17 protein-coding genes, 3 pseudogenes and 2 riboswitches are annotated in these 18,840 nt (G+C 66.3%); of the genes and pseudogenes, 12 read left to right on the forward strand and 8 right to left on the reverse strand.

Annotated elements, in window-relative coordinates; all coding sequences use genetic code 11:
• Positions 1-40: 40 nt before the first annotated feature.
• Together LRS12_RS15060 and LRS12_RS15065 are read left to right on the forward strand one after the other, a co-directional pair.
• Positions 41-1,192 (forward strand): isovaleryl-CoA dehydrogenase, encoded by a 1,152-nt coding sequence (locus tag LRS12_RS15060; RefSeq protein WP_308223044.1) that lies wholly within the window; start codon positions 41-43, stop codon positions 1,190-1,192.
• A complete protein-coding gene (locus LRS12_RS15065; RefSeq protein WP_257845238.1) occupies positions 1,189-2,802 on the forward strand; it encodes an AbgT family transporter in 1,614 nt (537 codons plus the stop codon). Before LRS12_RS15060 ends, LRS12_RS15065 begins: the two co-directional genes overlap by 4 nt.
• 4 nt (positions 2,803-2,806) lie before the next feature.
• Here the strand turns inward: LRS12_RS15065 and LRS12_RS15070 are convergent, their stop codons facing one another.
• Complete coding sequence (locus LRS12_RS15070) at positions 2,807-3,145, reverse strand: DMT family protein (RefSeq protein ID WP_257845239.1); 339 nt, start codon at positions 3,143-3,145, stop codon at positions 2,807-2,809.
• A 48-nt stretch (positions 3,146-3,193) separates the two neighbouring features.
• Here LRS12_RS15070 and LRS12_RS15075 point away from each other — a divergent pair.
• From LRS12_RS15075 to LRS12_RS15090, 5 genes and pseudogenes are all read left to right on the forward strand, one after another.
• Positions 3,194-4,794 (forward strand): annotated as a pseudogene (locus LRS12_RS15075) (carboxyl transferase domain-containing protein).
• Between the two features lie 2 nt (positions 4,795-4,796).
• Positions 4,797-5,186 (forward strand): hypothetical protein, encoded by a 390-nt coding sequence (locus LRS12_RS15080; RefSeq protein ID WP_257845240.1) that lies wholly within the window; start codon positions 4,797-4,799, stop codon positions 5,184-5,186.
• A 26-nt stretch (positions 5,187-5,212) separates the two neighbouring features.
• Positions 5,213-5,983, forward strand: coding sequence for a hypothetical protein (locus tag LRS12_RS15085; RefSeq protein WP_257845241.1), 771 nt, complete (start codon positions 5,213-5,215; stop codon positions 5,981-5,983).
• Positions 5,980-6,540: a biotin carboxylase N-terminal domain-containing protein gene (locus LRS12_RS20410; RefSeq protein WP_374581128.1), complete on the forward strand. Its 561-nt coding sequence runs from the start codon at positions 5,980-5,982 to the stop codon at positions 6,538-6,540. Before LRS12_RS15085 ends, LRS12_RS20410 begins: the two co-directional genes overlap by 4 nt.
• Complete coding sequence (locus tag LRS12_RS15090; protein ID WP_374581130.1) at positions 6,482-7,858, forward strand: biotin/lipoyl-containing protein; 1,377 nt, start codon at positions 6,482-6,484, stop codon at positions 7,856-7,858. Before LRS12_RS20410 ends, LRS12_RS15090 begins: the two co-directional genes overlap by 59 nt.
• 416 nt (positions 7,859-8,274) lie before the next feature.
• Here LRS12_RS15090 and LRS12_RS15095 read toward each other — a convergent pair whose 3' ends face one another.
• Positions 8,275-9,039, reverse strand: coding sequence for a class II aldolase/adducin family protein (locus tag LRS12_RS15095; protein WP_257845242.1), 765 nt, complete (start codon positions 9,037-9,039; stop codon positions 8,275-8,277).
• A 92-nt stretch (positions 9,040-9,131) separates the two neighbouring features.
• Positions 9,132-9,265: riboswitch (yybP-ykoY riboswitch) on the forward strand.
• Positions 9,266-9,332: 67 nt separating this feature from the next.
• On the opposite strand from LRS12_RS15095, the gene LRS12_RS15100 reads away from it, so the two are divergent.
• On the forward strand, positions 9,333-9,899 hold the full coding sequence (locus LRS12_RS15100) for a TMEM165/GDT1 family protein (protein WP_257845243.1): 567 nt from the start codon (positions 9,333-9,335) through the stop codon (positions 9,897-9,899).
• Here the strand turns inward: LRS12_RS15100 and LRS12_RS15105 are convergent.
• From LRS12_RS15105 to LRS12_RS15130, 6 genes and pseudogenes are all read right to left on the reverse strand, one after another.
• A complete protein-coding gene (locus tag LRS12_RS15105; protein WP_257845244.1) occupies positions 9,896-10,663 on the reverse strand; it encodes an ABC transporter ATP-binding protein in 768 nt (255 codons plus the stop codon). The genes LRS12_RS15100 and LRS12_RS15105 overlap by 4 nt on opposite strands.
• Positions 10,660-11,646 (reverse strand): iron ABC transporter permease, encoded by a 987-nt coding sequence (locus tag LRS12_RS15110; protein WP_257845245.1) that lies wholly within the window; start codon positions 11,644-11,646, stop codon positions 10,660-10,662. The genes LRS12_RS15105 and LRS12_RS15110 overlap by 4 nt, the downstream gene beginning before the upstream one ends.
• On the reverse strand, positions 11,643-12,503 hold the full coding sequence (locus LRS12_RS15115) for an ABC transporter substrate-binding protein (protein ID WP_257845246.1): 861 nt from the start codon (positions 12,501-12,503) through the stop codon (positions 11,643-11,645). Before LRS12_RS15115 ends, LRS12_RS15110 begins: the two co-directional genes overlap by 4 nt.
• Complete coding sequence (locus tag LRS12_RS20415) at positions 12,503-12,718, reverse strand: hypothetical protein (protein ID WP_374581135.1); 216 nt, start codon at positions 12,716-12,718, stop codon at positions 12,503-12,505. Before LRS12_RS20415 ends, LRS12_RS15115 begins: the two co-directional genes overlap by 1 nt.
• 7 nt (positions 12,719-12,725) lie before the next feature.
• Positions 12,726-14,441, reverse strand: coding sequence for a TonB-dependent receptor plug domain-containing protein (locus LRS12_RS15125; protein ID WP_374581137.1), 1,716 nt, complete (start codon positions 14,439-14,441; stop codon positions 12,726-12,728).
• Positions 14,442-14,619: 178 nt separating this feature from the next.
• Positions 14,620-14,839: riboswitch (cobalamin riboswitch) on the reverse strand.
• A gap of 74 nt (positions 14,840-14,913) precedes the next feature.
• Positions 14,914-15,466, reverse strand: a pseudogene (locus LRS12_RS15130) (DUF1993 family protein).
• 356 nt (positions 15,467-15,822) lie between these two features.
• On the opposite strand from LRS12_RS15130, the gene LRS12_RS15135 reads away from it, so the two are divergent.
• From LRS12_RS15135 to LRS12_RS15150, 4 genes and pseudogenes are all read left to right on the forward strand, one after another.
• Positions 15,823-16,248 (forward strand): cytochrome c family protein, encoded by a 426-nt coding sequence (locus LRS12_RS15135; protein WP_257845247.1) that lies wholly within the window; start codon positions 15,823-15,825, stop codon positions 16,246-16,248.
• Between the two features lie 99 nt (positions 16,249-16,347).
• Positions 16,348-16,609, forward strand: a pseudogene (locus LRS12_RS15140) (sugar phosphate isomerase/epimerase); the annotation flags it as partial.
• 22 nt (positions 16,610-16,631) lie between these two features.
• Complete coding sequence (locus tag LRS12_RS15145) at positions 16,632-17,933, forward strand: sugar MFS transporter (RefSeq protein ID WP_257845249.1); 1,302 nt, start codon at positions 16,632-16,634, stop codon at positions 17,931-17,933.
• A complete protein-coding gene (locus tag LRS12_RS15150) occupies positions 17,930-18,838 on the forward strand; it encodes a hydroxypyruvate isomerase family protein (RefSeq protein ID WP_257845250.1) in 909 nt (302 codons plus the stop codon). The genes LRS12_RS15145 and LRS12_RS15150 overlap by 4 nt, the downstream gene beginning before the upstream one ends.
• Positions 18,839-18,840: the final 2 nt, after the last annotated feature.

The raw sequence follows: 18,840 nt of genomic DNA on the forward strand, positions 1-18,840 counted from the left end.
GCTAGAGTGGCCGCAAAAGACCCGAGGAGAGCGTATGAGCCTGCCCCAGATGGATTTCGCGCTGGGCGAAACCGCCGACATGATCCGCGAGACCACCGAGCGGTTCGCGCGCGAGCAGATCGCCCCGCTCGCCGCGCGCATCGACGCCGATGACTGGTTCCCGCGCGACGAACTCTGGTCCGCCATGGGCGAACTCGGCCTGCACGGCATCACCATCGCGGAGGAGGATGGCGGCCTCGGCCTCGGCTATCTCGAACATGTCATCGCGTGTGAGGAAGTCAGCCGCGCCTCGGCCTCGATCGGCCTGTCCTACGGCGCGCACTCCAACCTGTGCGTCAACCAGATCGGCCGCTGGGCCAACGCCGAGCAGAAGGCGAAATACCTGCCCAAGCTGATCAGCGGCGAACATGTCGGCAGCCTCGCCATGTCCGAAGCCGGCGCGGGCTCGGACGTCGTCAGCATGAAGCTGCGCGCGGAGCACAAGGGCGACCGCTATATCCTCAACGGCACCAAATTCTGGATCACCAACGCGGCCTATGCCGATGTCCTGGTCGTCTATGCCAAGACCGGCGAGGGGTCGCGCGGCATCACCACCTTCATCATCGAAAAGGGGATGAAGGGCTTCGAGATCGGGCAGAAGATCGACAAGATGGGGATGCGCGGATCGCCCACCGCCGAACTCGTCTTCACCGATTGCGAAGTGCCGGAAGAGAATGTCATGGGCCCGCTCAACGGCGGCGTCGGCGTGCTGATGTCGGGCCTCGACTACGAGCGCACCGTGCTGTCGGGCATTCAGCTCGGCATCATGCAGGCATGCCTCGACGTCGTGCTGCCCTATCTGCGCGAGCGCAAGCAGTTCGGCCAGGCGATCGGCAGCTTCCAGCTGATGCAGGCCAAGGTCGCCGACATGTATGTCGCGCTCAATTCCGCCCGCGCCTATGTCTATGCCGTTGCCCGGGCGTGCGACGCGGGCAAGACCACACGCTTCGATGCCGCCGGCGCGATCCTGCTCGCCTCCGAAAACGCCTTCAAGGTCGCGGGCGAGGCGGTGCAGGCGCTGGGCGGCGCGGGCTATACCAAGGACTGGCCGGTCGAGCGCTTCCTGCGCGACGCCAAGCTGCTGGACATCGGCGCGGGGACGAATGAAATTCGCCGCATGCTGATCGGACGGGAGCTTGTGGGAGCCGTATGACTGAAATCGCCGCACCAACGGATGAGGTAAGCCGCCGCCAGCGCGGTTTCCTGGGCTTTGTCGAACGCGCGGGCAACATGCTGCCCGAACCGACGATGATCTTCGTCTATCTCATCGTCGCGCTGATGTTCGTCAGCGCGATCGGCGACTGGGCCGGATGGTCGGCATCGCTCAACTATACCGGTGAGGAAGCGCCGACCGGCGCGACGCTGGAAAACGGCGTCCTCACCTACACCGCGACCAGCCTGTTCTCCGAAGCCAATATCGGTCGGCTGCTGGTCGATATGCCGCGCACGATGAGCGGCTTCGCGCCATTGGGCCTGATCCTCGTCATCATGCTCGGCGCGGCGGTGGCGGAGCGGTCGGGCATGTTCTCCGCCCTGATCCGCGCCAGCCTCGCCAATGCGCCGCGTTCGATCCTGACCCCGATCGTGGCGATCATCGGCATGGTGTCGCACCACGCCTCCGACGCCGCCTATGTCGTGTTCATCCCGCTCGCCGCGATCGTCTTCGCCGCCGCCGGGCGCCACCCCGTCGCGGGCCTCGCTGCTGCATTCGGCGCAGTGTCGGGTGGCTATGCCGGCAATATCACGCCGGGGCAGATCGACGTGCTGCTGTTCGGCTTCACGCAAGAGGCGGCGCGGATCGTCGAGCCGGGCTGGACGATGAACCCGGTCGGCAACTGGTGGTTCATCCTGTCGATCGTCATCGTTTTCACCCCCGCGGTGTGGTTCATCACCGACAAGGTGGTGGAACCGCGCCTGGGCAAATGGGGCGGTGGCGCGGATGCGGAGATCGAGGCCGAACTCGAACGCTCCGAAGTCACCGCCGACGAACGCCGCGGCCTGCGCCGCGCGGGCCTCGCCGCGTTGGCGATCGTCGCGCTCTATCTCGTGCTCACGCTCGCCCCGGGCTATACTCCGCTGATCAACGAAAAGGCCGAGGGGACGGCGCAGCTTCAGCCCTTTTACGGCGCGCTGATCGCCGGTTTCTTCCTGATGTTCGTCAGCTGCGGCATCGCGTTCGGCAGCGCCACCGGATCGATCAAGTCCGCCGACGACGTCACCCGGATGATGCGCGAAGGCATCGCCAGCCTCGCCCCCTATATCGTCTTCGTGTTCTTCGCCGCGCATTTCGTGGCGATGTTCAACTGGTCCAATGTCGGCCCGATCATCGCGATCAACGGGGCAGAGGCGCTGCAGACCTTCGCGCTCCCCGCGCCGATCCTGCTCGTCAGCGTGCTGCTGCTCTCGTCCTTCCTCGACCTGTTCATCGGTTCGGCCAGCGCCAAATGGAGCGCGCTCGCGCCGGTCGTCGTCCCGATGTTCATGCTGCTCGGCATCAGCCCGGAAATGACCACCGCCGCCTATCGCATGGGCGACAGCTACACCAACATCATGACCCCGTTGATGAGCTATTTTCCGCTGATCCTCGCCTTTGCGCGCCGCTGGGACGGGTCGTTCGGGGTGGGATCGCTGCTCGCGCTGATGCTGCCCTATGCGCTGACCTTCATGGCGCTCGGCATTTCGATGGTGGTCGCCTGGGTCGCGCTCGATCTGCCGCTCGGGCCGGGGGCAGGGGTGTTCTACACGCCGCCGACGGGCGTTTGATGACCTATTTCCCGACGAACAGGAACGCGACCCCCGCCATGATGCACGCGAACGCCGCGAAATGGCGCCAGTGCAGCGCCTCGCCCAGCACCGCGACCATGAACACGCCGAACACGGTGAGCGCGATCGCCTCCTGCGCGATCTTGAGCTGGCCCGGCGTCCATCCGGCCAGGAAACCGACCCGGTTCGCCGGCACCGCAAAGCAATATTCGACCCCGGCGACCAGCCATGAGATCAGGATCACGGTCAGCAACGGCTTCTCCAGCCCGCCTTTGCCGAGATGCCAGTACCAGGCGATCGTCATGAACACATTCGACGCGATCAGCAGCAGGATAGTCGCCATGAAAACTCCCTTCGCCCCGCTCTGCGCGACCGGACGGGCACGCGCAAGATGAGCGGCCCGGTCCTCAAGTCGATCCTCTCGCCCGAGGACGAAGGCTTCCGCACCAACGCCGCGCACAATCGCGCGCTGGCCGAAAAGCTCCGCGCCGATGTCGCGCAGGCGGCACTGGGCGGCAACGAAAAGTCCCGCGAACGCCACACGGCACGCGGCAAGCTGCTCCCCGCGACCGCGTCGAACGCCTGCTCGACCCCGGCGCGCCCTTCCTCGAGATCGGCCAGCTCGCCGCGTGCGACATGTATGAGGGCGAGGTTCCGGGCGCCGGCATGATCGCCGGCATCGGCCGCGTCTCGGGTCGCACCTGCATGATCGTCTGCAACGATGCGACGGTGAAGGGCGGCACCTACTACCCGATGACGGTCAAGAAGCATCTGCGCGCGCAGGAGATTGCGGAGGCCAATCGGCTGCCCTGCATCTACCTCGTCGACAGCGGCGGCGCGAACCTGCCGCATCAGGCCGAAGTCTTCCCCGACCGCGACCATTTCGGCCGCATCTTCTTCAATCAGGCAAACATGTCCGCCAAGGGCATCCCCCAGATCGCCTGCGTCATGGGCAGCTGCACCGCCGGCGGCGCCTATGTCCCCGCAATGTCGGACGAGAGCATCATCGTGCGCGAACAGGGCACGATCTTCCTCGCCGGCCCGCCACTGGTGAAGGCCGCGACGGGCGAGGAGATCAGCGCCGAGGATCTGGGCGGCGGCGACCTGCACGGCCGCAAATCGGGCGTGGTCGATCATGTCGCCGACAATGACGAGCACGCGCTGACCATCGTCCGCGACATCGTCAGCCACCTCCCGGCCGACCGCAAACCCGACATCGAACTCCGCGACCCGCGCCCGCCCAAATTCGACGCGCAGGAGCTCTACGGCATCGTCCCAACCGACGTCCGCGCGCCCTATGACGTCCATGAAGTCATCGCCCGGCTGGTCGACGGCAGCGAGTTTCACGAGTTCAAATCGCTCTACGGCACCACCCTCGTCTGCGGCTTTGCGCATATCTGGGGCATCCCGGTCGCGATCCTCGCCAATAACGGCGTGCTGTTCAGCGAAAGCGCGGTCAAGGGCGCGCACTTCATCGAACTCGCCTGCCAGCGCCGCATCCCGCTGCTGTTCCTCCAGAATATCAGCGGCTTCATGGTCGGCGGAAAGTACGAGGCGGAGGGCATCGCCAAGCACGGCGCCAAGCTGGTGACGGCAGTGGCGACCGCGAGCGTGCCCAAGATCACCGTCCTGATCGGCGGGTCTTTCGGCGCCGGCAACTACGGCATGTGCGGGAGAGCCTACAGCCCCCGCTTCCTGTTCAGCTGGCCCAACAGCCGCATCAGCGTGATGGGCGGAGAACAGGCCGCCAGCGTGCTGGCGACGGTCCACCGCGACGCCGCCAACTGGACGCCCGAACAGGCCGAAGCTTTCAAGCAACCGATCCGCGACGATTACGAAGCGCAAGGCAACCCGTGGCACGCGACGGCGCGCTTGTGGGACGACGGCATCATCGACCCTGCGCAGACCCGCGACGTGCTCGGCCTGGCGTTCGCAGCGACGCTGAATGCGCCGGTAGAGGAGGGGACACGCTTCGGCGTGTTCCGGATGTGACGATGACCGACGACCTCTCGACGTTGACCGAGCGCGAGCGCCACATGTTGTTCGCGCTCGCGTTGATGGCGGGCCAGTATCTCGAGAACTTCGACACAGGCGTTCTGGATAATCAGTGCATGGGGGGCGGGCGAAGAAGCGTTCAAAGTCCTGGCCGCCTTCGGCTTGATCGACGGCCACGCGCGCTCCGCAACTTGGACCGAAGCAGGCCAGCGATTGCTGGACATGCCGCTAAATCAAAAGGCTTTTCCGGGATGATCCAATCCCTCCTAACCGCCAAATACGGCGAGAACGGGTGCCATCCTCGCACCCCGCAAATCCTCCCCGGACCAGGGAGGGGGACCATGCGCAGCATGGTGGAGGGGACACGCGTTGGCGTGTTTCGGATGTGATGGGATGGCTCCCGCTTGGACAGCGGGTGCATATCCGTTCGCCGCTTCAGGTCGATGTGGCGCGCGTTGCGCTCCGCAATGCGATGAAGAAAGGCGTGCGTAACCCCGACGCATTGGTCGGGTTCACGATTGGGCCAATTCTCTATGCCCAAAGTGGTTGGTTTGGCTCACCCCCTGCGGTCCTTGCGCTTCTCAAGCGCAACAACACTGGCGTTGAGATCATCGGAAACGCCGGTTTGAACATCGTGGCGCTTCTCGTCTTAGGTAGCGTGGCCACGATTGCGACGCTGATCGGTGCCATTGATCTCGCCGTAAGCGGCGGGGCGGGGCTGTTCGCGCTCAGCCTCGTCGCCTTGGTGACGATGTACGGACTGGGCTGGCTCAACCATATTTTCCGAAAGGATGCCGATCCGCTGGTGCATGTGCTCCGGCGGGCAGTGCGAGCGAGCGAGCTTGAGCGCGAGGACCGGAGTTTTGATCGTACCCCCATGCCGGGCGCGACGCTGATCGTTGATGGAGAAGATCGAGCCGTCTCGCCTTCACAATATGACGTGCGCGAGGCCCTTCTGGAGCTGTCGGAATATCAGTTCGTGATCGTCGCATTCGGCGATGAAATTTACATGCAGAGTTTGAAGGAAGGTGGCGCTTATCTGTTGGAGGAGCGCCGTGGATCGAGCCAGCAGCACTATCGCGCCGAGCCCAATGTCGATGTCGACACTGTCGTCCGCGTGATGACCGCCTACCTCAAAGATCGAAAATCCTCACACGATGTCGTGTGGAAGCAGGTGCACCCATGATCCAATCCCTCCTCATCGCCAACCGTGGCGAGATCGCGTGCCGCATCATCCGCACCGCGCGGCAACTCGGCATCCGCACCGTCGCGGTCTATTCCGACGCCGACGCCAACGCGCTCCACGTCCGCAGCGCGGACGAGGCGGTGCACATCGGCGCGTCCCCCGCCCGCGACTCCTACCTGATCGGCGAGCGCATCATCGCGGCGGCCAAACAGACCGGCGCCGAAGCCATCCACCCCGGCTACGGCTTCCTCTCCGAAAATGCGGAGTTCGCCGAGGCCGTCCAGGCCGCCGGCCTCATCTGGGTCGGCCCCAACCCCGACAGCATCCGCGCCATGGGCCTCAAGGACGCGGCCAAGAAGCTGATGCAGGACGCCCGCGTCCCCGTCACGCCGGGCTATCTCGGCGAAGACCAGTCGCCCGATCGCCTGCAAGCCGAAGCCGACCGCATCGGCTACCCCGTGCTCATCAAGGCGGTCGCGGGCGGCGGGGGGCAAGGGGATGCGCCGCGTCGACGCCGCCGCCGACTTCGCCGACGCGCTCGCCAGTTGCCAGCGTGAGGCGGCGTCCTCGTTCGGCAACACCCAGGTGCTGATCGAAAAATACATCCTCGCCCCGCGCCATATCGAGGTGCAGGTGTTCGGCGACAGCCATGGCAACATCGTCCACCTGTTCGAACGCGACTGTTCGATGCAGCGCCGCCACCAGAAAGTGATCGAGGAAGCCCCCGCGCCCGGCATGGACAACGCCACCCGCTTCGCCGTGTGCGACGCCGCGGTAAAGGCCGCCCGCGCGGTCAACTATGTCGGCGCCGGCACGATCGAGTTCATCGCCGACGCGTCGCAGGGCCTGCACGCCGACCGCATCTGGTTCATGGAAATGAACACGCGGCTTCAGGTCGAACATCCGGTGACCGAGGCGATCACCGGGGTCGATCTGGTCGAGTGGCAATTGCGCGTCGCGAGCGGAGAGCCGCTCCCGCTGCGGCAGGAGGAACTCGCGATCAACGGCCACGCGATTGAAGCGCGGCTCTATGCCGAGGACCCGGCCAAGGGGTTCCTGCCGAGCACGGGGAAGCTCGAAGTCCTCGATTTCCACGGCGACGCGCGCGTCGATACCGGGGTGGAGGCGGGATCGACCATCTCGCCATTCTACGACCCGATGATCGCCAAGCTGATCAGTCATGACGACACGCGCGAGCATGCGATCGCGCGGCTGCGCACCGAATTGAACTACCTGACCGTGTGGCCGGTCCGGACCAATGCCGGCTTCCTCCACCGCCTCCTCGACGACATGGATTTCCGTGCGGCACAGCTCGATACCGGTCTGATCGAACGGCGCGGCGAAGCGCTGCTGATCGACCCGCTCCCGGGCGCGGCGGACCTGACCCGCGCGCTGTCCTGGCTCGACAGCGACCCGTCCTCCGACACCTATCTCATCGCGCGCGGATTGGAGGGCTTCCGCCTCAATCGCACCGCCGAGACCCGGCGCGCGGTCAGCGTCAACGGGGCGCGGGTGGCGTTCGACATCGATGGTGGCGAGTCCTTCGCGCACTTCCACCTCCACCCCAATGACGGCGCGGCGCTGCTGGTGTTCGAAGGCGCAACCTTCCGCGTCACCGCCGACCGCACCGAAGGCGGAGCAGGGGGTGCCGCCGGCGACGGCGCGATCCTCGCCCCGATGCCCGGCCGCATCGTCTCGGTCGAGGTGACCGAGGGCCAGACCGTCACTGCGGGCCAGAAGCTGCTGGTGCTGGAGGCGATGAAGATGGAACAGGCGCTGCTCGCCCCGTTCGACGGCGTGGTAGAGACGCTGAGTGCAACTCCCGGCGCGCAGGTGCAGGTCGATGCGCTGCTGGCGAAGGTGGTGAAGGTCTAGAAAATCCTCCCCGGAACGGGGGAGGGGGACCATCCGAAGGATGGTGGAGGGGGGCCCGAGGCAATGGAATCCGGTGCCTCGGGGCCCCTCCGTCAGCGCTACGCGCTGCCACCTCCCCGTTCCGGGGAGGATTGATCAAAGCTCATGCCTTCTGGGACATTCCCCTCCGGCAAACGCCACACCGCGCGCAAGACCCACGGCGCGCTAACCCGCGACATGTTCTCATCGCGATCCCGCTCGCCCCGCGCCGACCTCGGCTGGCAAAGCCCCGGAAGCGTCGCACGCGCCACGCCCACATTCCCCTAAAACCCGCAGAAAACTGCGCGTTACAGCCCTGCATGTTTCCCACAGGAACCTATTTGGCTAAAATGAATCCGTGCAAACGAACCGGAAAAGCCAATGTTCACACACGTCGCCTATTCGCGCCAGCTGGTATCCACCCGATCCACCAGCCGCACCATCGCCGCAAAGTCCGCCGCGCCCGGCCCGCCCGGAACCTGCGCCAGATGCAGGTCGCGCTGGTGCACCGCGACCACCTCCGGCGGCACGGTCAGCGGCTTGCCCATGGACAAAGTTGCCAGCTGGATCTCGCACGCGCGTTGCAGCGACCAATGCTTGATGAAAGCCTCGGGCAGCGTCCGCCCCATAGCGACGATGCCGTGGTTGCGCAGCAGCAGCATGCGCTTGTCGCCCAGATTGGCGACCAGCCGTTCGCCCTCCTCGTCGCGCACCGTCACGCCCTCGAAATCATGATAGGCGATCTGCCCGGCGAAGTTGCACGCGTAGAAATTGATCGGCTGCAACCCGCCCTCCAGGCTGCTCACCGCCATCCCCGCCGTCGTGTGGGTGTGCATGATGCAATGCACATCGGGCAGGTTGCGATGGAACACCGCATGCTGGACGAACCCCGCGCGATTGACCGGATAGGGGCTGTCGTCGAGCTTGTTGCCGTCGATGTCGATCTTGACCAGGTTCGACGCCTTCACCTCGCTGAAATGCAGCCCGAACGGGTTGATCAGGAACGCGTGATCCTCGCCCGGCACCTTCAGCGTGATATGGTTGTAGATCATCTCGGACCAACCGAGCATGTCGAACACGCGATAAGCGGCGGCGAGCTGCTGGCGCGCCTCCCATTCGACATCGGAAACGACGCGGGGGCGGTCGGCAGTGGCGGTGGCCATGATCCTCTCCATGTTTTCGTGGTTGCGGTATGTATGCCATGACACGGCCGGGCGACGCAACTTGCGCTGCGGCGCAGCATGCGCTACGGCCCGCCGCAGTCATCTGGGGAGTAGCCAGCCGTCTTCGGACGGGCCTCCGCGTCAACATACTTGGTCGAGAGACCATGGCGCGAAGGGAGCTGCCGCATCACGCGGCGTTCGGGCGAGACCAATGGCGCCATGCTTTCCGTCCGGGCTGGGCGGAGGGGCGTGGTGTCGTTGGAATTCGCATCCGCCCGGCCCGGAGACTTGTCGTGGAACCCTTCCTCACCTCCACCGCCGTGGTCGCGCTCGCCGAAATCGGCGACAAGACGCAGTTGCTCGCGATCTTGCTCGCGACGCGGTTCAAGCGGCCATTGCCGATCGTCGCCGGCATCCTCGTCGCGACGCTCGCCAACCATTTCCTCGCGGCGCTTGTGGGGCAACAGGCCGCGGCGCTGCTGGAGGGGGCATGGTTCCGCTACCTGATCGCCGCGTCCTTCATCGCGATGGCGGCGTGGACCCTGGTCCCCGACAAGATCGACGATCTCGAGGACAAGCCCGCGCGCTTCGGCGCGTTCCTCACCACCACCATCGCCTTCTTCATCGTCGAGATGGGCGACAAGACCCAGATCGCGACCGTCGCGCTCGGCGCGCGCTTTGCCGAGGTCGGCTGGGTCACGGCGGGAACGACGCTGGGCATGATGCTGGCGAACGTCCCCGCGGTCTATCTCGGCAACGAACTGGTGAAGCGCGTTCCGATGCGCACCGTCCGGATCATCGCGGCTTCGCTGTTCCTCGCGATCGGCGTGTGGGTGCTGGTCCAGACGCTGCGGGGTTAGTCGAGAAAGCGGATCGCCGCGCCATCGGCATCGCGGACGATCCGCACGCGGACATCGTACAGCTCGGCCAGCATCGCCTCGGTCATCACCGCTTCGGCGGGCCCGGCGGCGAGGATGCGCCCGTCGCGCACCGCGACGACATCGTCGGCGATGCGCAGCGCGAGGTCGATATCGTGGATCGCCATCACCACCGTCCGCCCCGCATCGGCCCGCGCGCGCAGTCGCCGCGCGGCGTCGATCGCGTGACGCGGGTCGAGATCGGCGGTCGGTTCGTCGACGATCAGCACTTCGGGATCGCCGACGATCGCGCGGGCGAGCAGCACGCGGGCCAGCTCGCCGCCCGACAGGTCGGTGGCGGGTCGGTCGCGCAGGGCGAGCAGGTCGCATTCGGCCAGCGCACGCTCGATCGCCGGGAGCAGCGCGACGGGCAGCCCGCCGAATGCGGGCAACTGCGGGAGCAGGCCAAGCGCGACCACCCGCTCGACGCTGATCGGCCAATCCACGCCGACGCGCTGGGGAAGGTAGGCCCGCCGTCGCGCCAGATCCTGCCGCCGCAACGCGGGCAGGGGGGTGTCGCCCAGCCGAACACTGCCGCTTTCGGGCGCGAGCAATCCCGCCGCCACCTCGAGCAGGCTGGACTTGCCCGCGCCATTGGGGCCAATCACGGCGGTCAGACGCCCCGCCGCGAAGCGGGCCTCGATCCTGTCGAGCACCAGCCGCCCGCCGCGCCTCAATGTGATCGCCTCAAGGGTCAGCGCGGTCATGGCGTCCGGCTCCGCATGCGCAGCACCAGCCACAGGAAGAAGGGTGCCCCGACCAGTGCGGTGAACACGCCCAGATGGATCGGGCTGTCGAGCCGGATCAGCCGCGTGGCGATATCGGCGGCGGTCAGCAACGCCGCCCCTGCCAGCGCCGCCGGAACCAGTGTCGCGCCGGGTCGATGCCCGACGAACGGGCGTACCAGATGCGGCGCGACCAGCCCGATGAACCCGATCGTGCCGACGACTGCTGTCGCTGCGCCGACGCCAAGCCCGGTCCCGGCGAGCGCCAGCAACCGGGTGCGGCGCACATCGACGCCCAGGCTCTCCGCCTGCACCTCGCCCAGCGCGAGCGCGTCGAGCGACCGCGCGGTAGCGAGCAGAGCGCCCGCGCCGAGCAGGATCAACGGCGCGGCGAGCGTGATCTCCTCCCACCCGCGATTGGCGAGCGAACCCATCAGCCAGGTCATGATTTCATAGGCGGCATAGGGATTGGGCGCGAGGTTGAGCGCGAGGCTGATCCCCGCACCGGCAAGGCTGGAAATCGCAGCTCCCGCAAGGATCAGCGCCAGCGTTCCGCCGCCACGCGCGAGCAGCAGCGCCGCAAACCCCGCCGCCATCGCTCCGGCCAGCCCCGCCAGCGGCGCGGCGAGCGGCGCGACCGCAGCCAGCCCGTAATAGATCGCAATCACCGCACCGAGCGACGCGCCGCCCGAAATGCCGAGCAGCCCCGGTTCGGCCAGCGGATTTCGCAGCAACCCCTGCAACACCGCGCCCGACAGGCCGAGGATCGCCCCGGTCAGCACGCCGAGCAGCATGCGCGGCAGCCGGATTTCGGTGATGACCACCCCGGTCAGCCGCGCGGTCCCGCTGGCCTCGCCCCCCAGCCATCCGGCATAATCCAGCCCCAGCGTGCCGATGCCGAGCGAGGTCAGGCCAAGTGCGAGCGTCACCAGCGCCAGAACAGGGATCAGCAACCGCCCGCTCATCGGGTCGCCCTCTGCCGGTTTGCCGTTTCAAGCTGACCGCGCAGCTCCGCCGCCGCCTCGGCGATCAGCGGCGTGCCGCAGATATAGGCGCGCGGGCTGACCCCGACCTGTCGCCCGGCCCATTGCTTGCGGACCAGCGGATGCCGCGCAACGCGGTCGCGCAGGCTCTGGCCGACCACGCCGCCGACCGGCGCGACGAGGATATCGGGGTTGAGCGCCAGCAACGCCTCGACATCGGTGCCCGCGACACCCTCCTTCGCCGCGTTGCGCGCACCCGCCGCGTCGAGCACCGCGTCGTACAGCGCGCCCTCCCCGCGCGAGAGGCCGTCGCCGCTCCACGACGCGACGCGCAGGTTAAGCGCGGGACGGCGCGACAGCTCGGCCAGCCGCGCATCCATGCCCGCGATCAGCGCCTCGCCCCGCGCAACCGTCCCCAGCCGCGCGGCCAGCGCGCGCACCGTGGCGCGGATCTCGTCCAGGCTCTGCGGTTGTGCCACCTCGATCATCGGAAAGCCGAAGCGGCGCAGTGCAGCGCGGGTCGCCGCCGACCCAAAGCTGTCGGCGACAATCAGATCGGGCTGTTGCCGTACCACATCCTCGATCTCGCCGCGATTGACCGCGATGCCGCGCGCGCGCGCCGACATCAGCGACAGTAGCGGATCGCGCGACAGCCAGGTGACCGACGCGATCCGCTCGGGCGGGAGCAGCATCAGCACCAGCTGGTCGGTGCACTGGTTGATCGACATGACGCGCATTGGCAGTGCGGGCTTCGCACCGGCCACGGGTGGAGGCGCGCTGCCGGCCGAAACCGGCAGCGTCATCCCCGCGATCGCCAGCGCGATGCCGGCGCGCCGCATCACAGCTTGACCCGCACCCCGGCGAACGCGCCGACGCCCGGCGTCGCGAAGCTGAACACCTCTTCGTAATCGACGTCGAACAGGTTCTCGACCCGCCCGAACAGCTGGACCTTCTCTACCACCTCGAACGCGACGTTGAAATTCACCAGCGTGAACGGCTTCAGCGATACGCGCACCGGGGTATAGCTGGGGTCGGTGAAGGCGATATCGGTCATCCGCCCGTTATGCCGTACCGTCAGCGTGGTCGAAAGCCGCTCGTCGCTGCTGGTGTAGGTCGCGTTGAAGCTGGCGATGTCGCCCGGCCGCCGCACTTCCTCGACGCCACTCTCTTCCGCATTGAGATGCGTGTAGCTCGCGTCGAACCGCAGCTGCGGGATCGGGCGTGCGCTGAGGAACAGCTCGACGCCATGCTGCTTGGACAGGGTCGTGCGGTTGGCTGGCGTCGCGACGAAGGTCGGGGGCGGGGTAGGTGGTGTAGATCTCGTCCTCGAGCGTCGAGTCGAAATAGGTCGCGCCGAACGTCACCGTATCGTCCGCGAGCGTTTGCTCGATGCCCGCTTCCCAGCCTTCCGACTTTTCCGGCTTCAGGTTCGGGTTGCCGATATAGACACCGTCAGAGAAGCCATAGAGCTCGTAATAGCCGGGATTCTTGACCCCGGTGCCATAAGCGACGCGCACGCGCGTGTCGGTGGGCAGGCGATAGCTGCCCTGTACACGCCAGGTTGTCGCGTCGTCGAAGCGGTTATTGTCGTCGTGACGGATCGAGCCACTTGCTGCGAAATCGCCCGCAGTCAGTTCATATTGCGCGACCAGTCCGAGATTATCGGTGGTCCGCTTGCCGGTGAAGGCATCCCACGGCGATCCGGTGCCGGGAGTGGTATTGCGGAACTCCTCACGCTCCAGATCGACCGCGCCGGTCAGCCGGTGGGTGACCGCGTCGCTGCCGAAGCGCAGGCTCGACACCAGCGAGCCCTTGTAGCGCTGGCCGGTATTGCCGAAATCGACGACGTCATTGGCGCGAAACATCGTCCGCTCGGTATCTGCGAACTGGCCGGAGAGCGTCGTGGTCCAGCGCCCGTCTAGTGCGCTGAACTGTGCGCTGAGCAGACCGTAAAGGCCACGGTTGCGGTAATGCACGCCGGGGCTGTCGATCGTATAGCCAAAGGTCGGGCTGGCGGGGTTCCCGTCGCTGTTGTTGGCATCCGCGTCGGTCACGCTGTAGCGCAGCACTCCGGTCAGCGTGAAGCTGTCCGACGGAGTCCAGTTGAACTTCCCGCTCAGCGCTGCGCTTTTCGACCCGATGTTGCGGGTGCCGGCGCGCGCCGTCGGGGTGCCGTCGGTGATGAAGCCCGTTGCCGACAGCGCATAGTCGAAACTGCCCGAAGCACCCGCGGCGCGTGCCGCCGCGCTGACGGTGCCGAACGACCCGCCCTCGATCCGCGCGCTGAACCCCGGTGCCTCGCGACCCGACAGCGTCAGATAATGGATCACGCCGCCGATCGCGTCGGACCCATAGAGCGAGGATTGCTGACCGCGCAGCACCTCGACCCGCGCGGCGCTGTCGGCCAGTACGCCGCTATAGTCGAACTCGCCCTGGAACGGGTCGGATACCTCGATCCCGTCGATCAGGGTCAGGACATGATTGCCCTCGGTCCCGCGAATGCGGATCTGCGTCAGCCCGCCGATCTGGCGGCTGACCGCCACGCCCGGTACGTCCCGCAGCACATCGGACAGGTTGCGTGTCTGACGCTGTTCCAGCGCTTGCGCGTCGATGACGGTGGCCGATCCGCCGATCTGCTCGATGGGAACGGCCTCGCCGGAGCGCGAGGCAGTGACGACGACGGTCTCGCTCGAGACTTCGGCGACGGCGGTTTCGCCCGCAATGGCGGGCGACGCCGCAGCGATGGCGAGCGTGGAAACGGACAGCAACTTCAACATGGGACATCCCCCGGCGCCGAGCAACGAGGGCAGGGGCCTGGCCATCCGCAGGCGGATGACGGGCGTCAATGCATCAAACGGGCGCATGATCGCCTGACGCACGACACCGCAGCGGCCCCCGCCGCTAGGTTCGTCGCTCAGACGGAGGACCGTGCCGTGGCCATTCCCTGGACCAAGGCAAGAGCGACCATGCGCCGGCAGGTCTCCTGGCTCGCGGGTCAGGGCAGGATGCACGGCCTTCCCGGACGATTGTCCAGTGGCTGTTCCCTCGAAGGGGAACCAGTGCATCGCGCTCGCCGCTTACAGTTGCAGGGACAGCCACGGAATTGGGCGAAAAACCGCCCGCACCGCATTCCCGTTTAAGCCCCTTGCGGGGCACCGGCGCGATCATGAAGCGCGGGGTCGCCCCCATGCTTCGAGCGGGTCTTTAGGACCGGTTCGAGGCGCCCGCAAGCATTATATAAAGAATTCTTTATATCGTTTCCGGGCGCAGGAAGCGGAACATGTGTGCGACATAATCGACCTTGCCCAACTCTACTCCCTGCGCGCGCAGGATCGCATAAGCGGTCATCAGGTGGAAATAGAATTGCGGCAGCGCCCAGTCGCGGACGAACTGCTCGGCGGTCAGGTCGAACACCATCCCCTGGGGCAGCGCATGGGCGATGGGGGGCGCCGGGGTCGATATCGGGCATATCGCTGCCGACTTGCTCCAGCAGCGCCAGCGTCTCACCAATCCGCGCCCGCGCATCGGCAATGGTGCCGGGATGTTCGCCCCCGTTGCGGCCTTCATCGAGCAGTTCGGAGAGCGACGCGGGAAATGCCTCGCCGCGCAGACGGTACACGCCTTCCTGTGCCTGGACACAGGCAAAGCGGATCTGCGTCGCCAGCGGAAACATGTCCGGTGCCAGCCGTGCCGCCATCAGCGCTTCAGTGACGCAGCCCTGCTCCTCGGCCTTGGCGAGCCACGCCGAAAGTGCGCGCAGCATCTGGCCATAGGTTGGGACGATCAAAGCGGATGGGGTCATTCGCGGCTCCGTTTCAGATGGTTGGGCGGGCGACCTAAGACAAGAGAGCGATGCGCGCCAGCGGGCTTCGATATGCACTTGTCCAAGGGCCGGGGTCAGAGCGGCTCCAGCGAAGTCCATTTCTGCGCACCGCGATGATTCTCGATCATCGCGTCGACGAACCACGGTACGCAGCCCGTCCGCGTCTCGCGGAGGCGTGGCGATGCCTGGTCTCGTACCGATCGGGCGAGATTGCGGTACAGATTGGCGAAATCTGTGGAAATGTGGTCCCCAAAGCTTTCTCCCCCATAGATTTCGGTGAACCGTGCGCGTCAGGCTTGCGCTCGGCACCGGCAACCGCTTAGATACTGTCAACGATGTCAGCCGACTGGTTGTCACACTCGGAGGGGATAGTGAAATCTCTCATCGCACTGCCCCTCGTGGCGGTAATATGTGGCGTGGTAGCGCTAACGGCCGGTTCTCCGAGCGTGCGTGCGCGTCCAGTCCAGGATGGCGCTCAGGCATTTGCCGCGTGCCGCGCCTGCCATACGCTTGCCCCAGGCGGGAAGAGCGTGATGGGTCCCAATCTCAACAAGCTGTTCGGGCGGAAGGCGGGATCGGCTCCCGGGTTTAATTACAGCCCCGCGCTCAAGCAATCCGGCATTGTCTGGGATGCGAAGACCCTCGACCAATATCTCGCCGCCCCCACCACGAAGGTGCCCGGGTCGCGGATGGTGATGAAGGTGGCCGATCCCGCGCGTCGGGCCGCGCTGATCGCCTATCTGAAGGCCGAAACAAAATAGCTGTGCCTGTGGGGGAGATGTCATGAGGGGTCCGGCGGTTTTCCTCGCACAGTTTATGGGCGATGCTGCGCCGTTCGACACCTTGCCCTCCGCCGCGCGCTGGATGGCGGAGGCCGGTTGTGTCGGTCGCTTGGCGACGGACAGGTCGATTTCGGCGGAATCTTTTCGGAACTCACGCAATGTGGCTATGCCTGCTGGGCGGCGCTCGAACGGGAAAGCTGCCTCAAGCATCCCGAGGACGGCGCGCGAAGGCGCACCGTTCATCGCCGCGCACATGATCCGCAAGGCGGACAAGGCATTCGACGATTTCGCCGGTGGCAGCGATCCGGGGCTCAACCGGGCGATGCTGGGGCTGGCATAAATACAAAAGGGGGGATGCAGCGATGGCCGAGAGATATCATAAGGGGCGGCTGTTCTGGCTGGGCATATTGGCGCTTTTTACCGCGGCGGCGGGGCTCGCCATTCGCGGCGCCATCGCCAGCGGGCTCAAGGCGGAGTGGATCGATCCGGTCGCGCCGTTGCAAGCGGGTGAGCTGATCGCCGCCGCCCTGGGCGCGGCATTCCTGAGCTTTGCAATCACCCTGTTCGTCGCGAGCGCATTTCTCGACCAGATCGGCATGAAGCGCTGCCTGGTCGCTGCCGGGCTGTGCTTCTTCGCCGGGCCGCTGCTGATCGTCACCGCGGGCCATCTGGCGACCGGCATGACGATCTACACGATCGTGTGGGTCGGGATGCTGCTCAGCGGGATCGGCTGGGGACTGACAGAGGCGGCGATCAACCCGCTGACGACGCAACTCTATCCCGATGACGCGACCCACCGGCTCAATGTGCTCCACGCCTGGTTCCCCGGCGGCATCATCATCGGTGGCCTGGCCGGTTTCTTCCTGTCGGCTACCCTGTCCTGGCAGGGGATCATGGCGCTGGTGATGATTCCGGCGGCCGCGACGATCCTGATGGCGGCAACCACAAATTTCCCGCCGCCGCTGCGCAGCGAAAGCGGCGTGACCTTCGGCCAGATGATCGGCGAGGTGTTTCGCCGCCCGAGCTTCTTCATCTGGTTCGGCGCGATGTTCCTGACCGCCGCGTCCGAACTCGCGCCCGGCCAGTGGATCGACGTCGCCCTGTCCAACCGCGTCGGCATGCGCGGCATCCTGCTGCTGGTGTACGTCAACGCGCTGATGTTCGTGTTCCGCCATTTCGCGGGGCGGCTGGCGAACAGGATCTCCAACCCCGGCCTGCTGTGGGTGTCGAGCTTGCTCGCCGGCATCGGGCTGTTCATGCTGTCGCAGGCGCAGTCGCCGGTTGCCGCGATCATCGCCTCTACCGTCTGGGGCCTGGGCGTATGCGTGATGTGGCCGACGATGCTCGCCTCGGTCGCGGAACGCTATCCGCGCGGCGGGGCGTGGGCGATGGGGCTGGTCGGATCGGCCGGCGCGCTCGCCAGCTTCTTCGTGCTGCCGCAGCTGGGCGCGATGTTCGACCAGGCGAAGATCGAGTTCGCGGGCGGGCCGGAGGCATTCGCCGCGCTGACGGGTGCAGCCAAGCTGGCGGTCGAAGATGCGGCGGCTTCGGTGTCGTTCCAGAAGCTCGCGATCCTACCCGCGATCCTGCTCGTTGTGTTCGGCTTCATCTGGCTGCGCGAACGCGGCAAGTCGCGCGCACAGCTAGCGGGTGAAGCGGCGTGAAGTTGACGCGGCGCTCCGTCCTCGCCGCCGGTGCCGCCACGGCGGGTGCGGCGGCGATGGCGCACGCCGCGACGCAATCGAATGCGCCGCGCTTCTCGCTCGGCTATGCGCCGCATGAGGGTAGCTTCAGGAGTCGGGGCAGTCGGCTGGAGCAGATCGCCTTTGCCGCCGATCAGGGCTTTACCGCCTGGGAGGATAACGAGGCCGCCGCTCGCCCCGTCGAAGAGCAAACCGCGATGGCCAGGGTGCTGCACCAGCGCGGCATGACGATGGGCGTGTTCGTCGCGTCGATGCCCAAATGGGCGCAGTCGCGACCGGTGCTCGGGGCGAATGACGATGGCGATCGCACGGCGTTTCTCGCTGATATCCGCGCGTCGATCGACGTCGCCAAGCGCCTCAATGCGAAGTGGATGACGGTCGTCCCAGGCTTTCTCGACCGCCGCGTGCCGATCGACATCCAGACGGGCCGGGTGATCGACACGATGCGCCGTGCCGCCGACATTGTCGCCCCGCACGGGTTGGTGATGGTGATGGAACCGCTCAATACCCTCGTCGACCATCCCGGCGTGTTCCTGCAGACGGTGCCCCAGGGCTATGCCATCGCGCGCGGGGTCGACAGCCCGGCGGTGAAGATCCTCGCCGACCTCTATCATGAGCAGATCCAGGCCGGACATCTCATCCGCACCATGGACAGTTGCTGGAGCGAGATCGCCTATCTCCAGTTCGGCGACAATCCTGGCCGCAAGGAGCCGGGCACCGGCGAAATCAACTATCGCAACATCGTTCGCTGGCTGCGCGCAAAGAAGTTCGCGGGCGTCATCGGCATGGAGCACGGCAATTCGGTTGAAGGCCGCGCTGGCGAAGATCGGCTGATCGCCGCCTATCGCGAGATCGACGCGGCATGAAG

Origin of the sequence: Sphingomonas sp. J344 (assembly GCF_024700005.1) — a bacterium.
Classification (GTDB): domain Bacteria; phylum Pseudomonadota; class Alphaproteobacteria; order Sphingomonadales; family Sphingomonadaceae; genus Sphingomonas.

Excerpts from the sequence above, each read along its gene's own strand:
- LRS12_RS15065 (WP_257845238.1), top strand. The coding sequence starts at position 1,189 with ATGACTGAAATCGCCGCACCAACGGATGAGGTAAGCCGCCGCCAGCGC.
- LRS12_RS20415 (WP_374581135.1), bottom strand. The coding sequence starts at position 12,718 with ATGACCGATATCGCCTTCACCGACCCCAGCTATACCCCGGTGCGCGTA.
- LRS12_RS15135 (WP_257845247.1), top strand. The coding sequence starts at position 15,823 with ATGTCAGCCGACTGGTTGTCACACTCGGAGGGGATAGTGAAATCTCTC.
- LRS12_RS15115 (WP_257845246.1), bottom strand. The coding sequence starts at position 12,503 with ATGCGGCGCGCCGGCATCGCGCTGGCGATCGCGGGGATGACGCTGCCG.
- LRS12_RS15125 (WP_374581137.1), bottom strand. The coding sequence starts at position 14,441 with ATGTTGAAGTTGCTGTCCGTTTCCACGCTCGCCATCGCTGCGGCGTCG.
- LRS12_RS15090 (WP_374581130.1), top strand. The coding sequence starts at position 6,482 with ATGCGCCGCGTCGACGCCGCCGCCGACTTCGCCGACGCGCTCGCCAGT.
- LRS12_RS15105 (WP_257845244.1), bottom strand. The coding sequence starts at position 10,663 with ATGACCGCGCTGACCCTTGAGGCGATCACATTGAGGCGCGGCGGGCGG.
- LRS12_RS15080 (WP_257845240.1), top strand. The coding sequence starts at position 4,797 with ATGACCGACGACCTCTCGACGTTGACCGAGCGCGAGCGCCACATGTTG.
- LRS12_RS20410 (WP_374581128.1), top strand. The coding sequence starts at position 5,980 with ATGATCCAATCCCTCCTCATCGCCAACCGTGGCGAGATCGCGTGCCGC.
- LRS12_RS15070 (WP_257845239.1), bottom strand. The coding sequence starts at position 3,145 with ATGGCGACTATCCTGCTGCTGATCGCGTCGAATGTGTTCATGACGATC.
- LRS12_RS15095 (WP_257845242.1), bottom strand. The coding sequence starts at position 9,039 with ATGGCCACCGCCACTGCCGACCGCCCCCGCGTCGTTTCCGATGTCGAA.
- LRS12_RS15145 (WP_257845249.1), top strand. The coding sequence starts at position 16,632 with ATGGCCGAGAGATATCATAAGGGGCGGCTGTTCTGGCTGGGCATATTG.
- LRS12_RS15110 (WP_257845245.1), bottom strand. The coding sequence starts at position 11,646 with ATGAGCGGGCGGTTGCTGATCCCTGTTCTGGCGCTGGTGACGCTCGCA.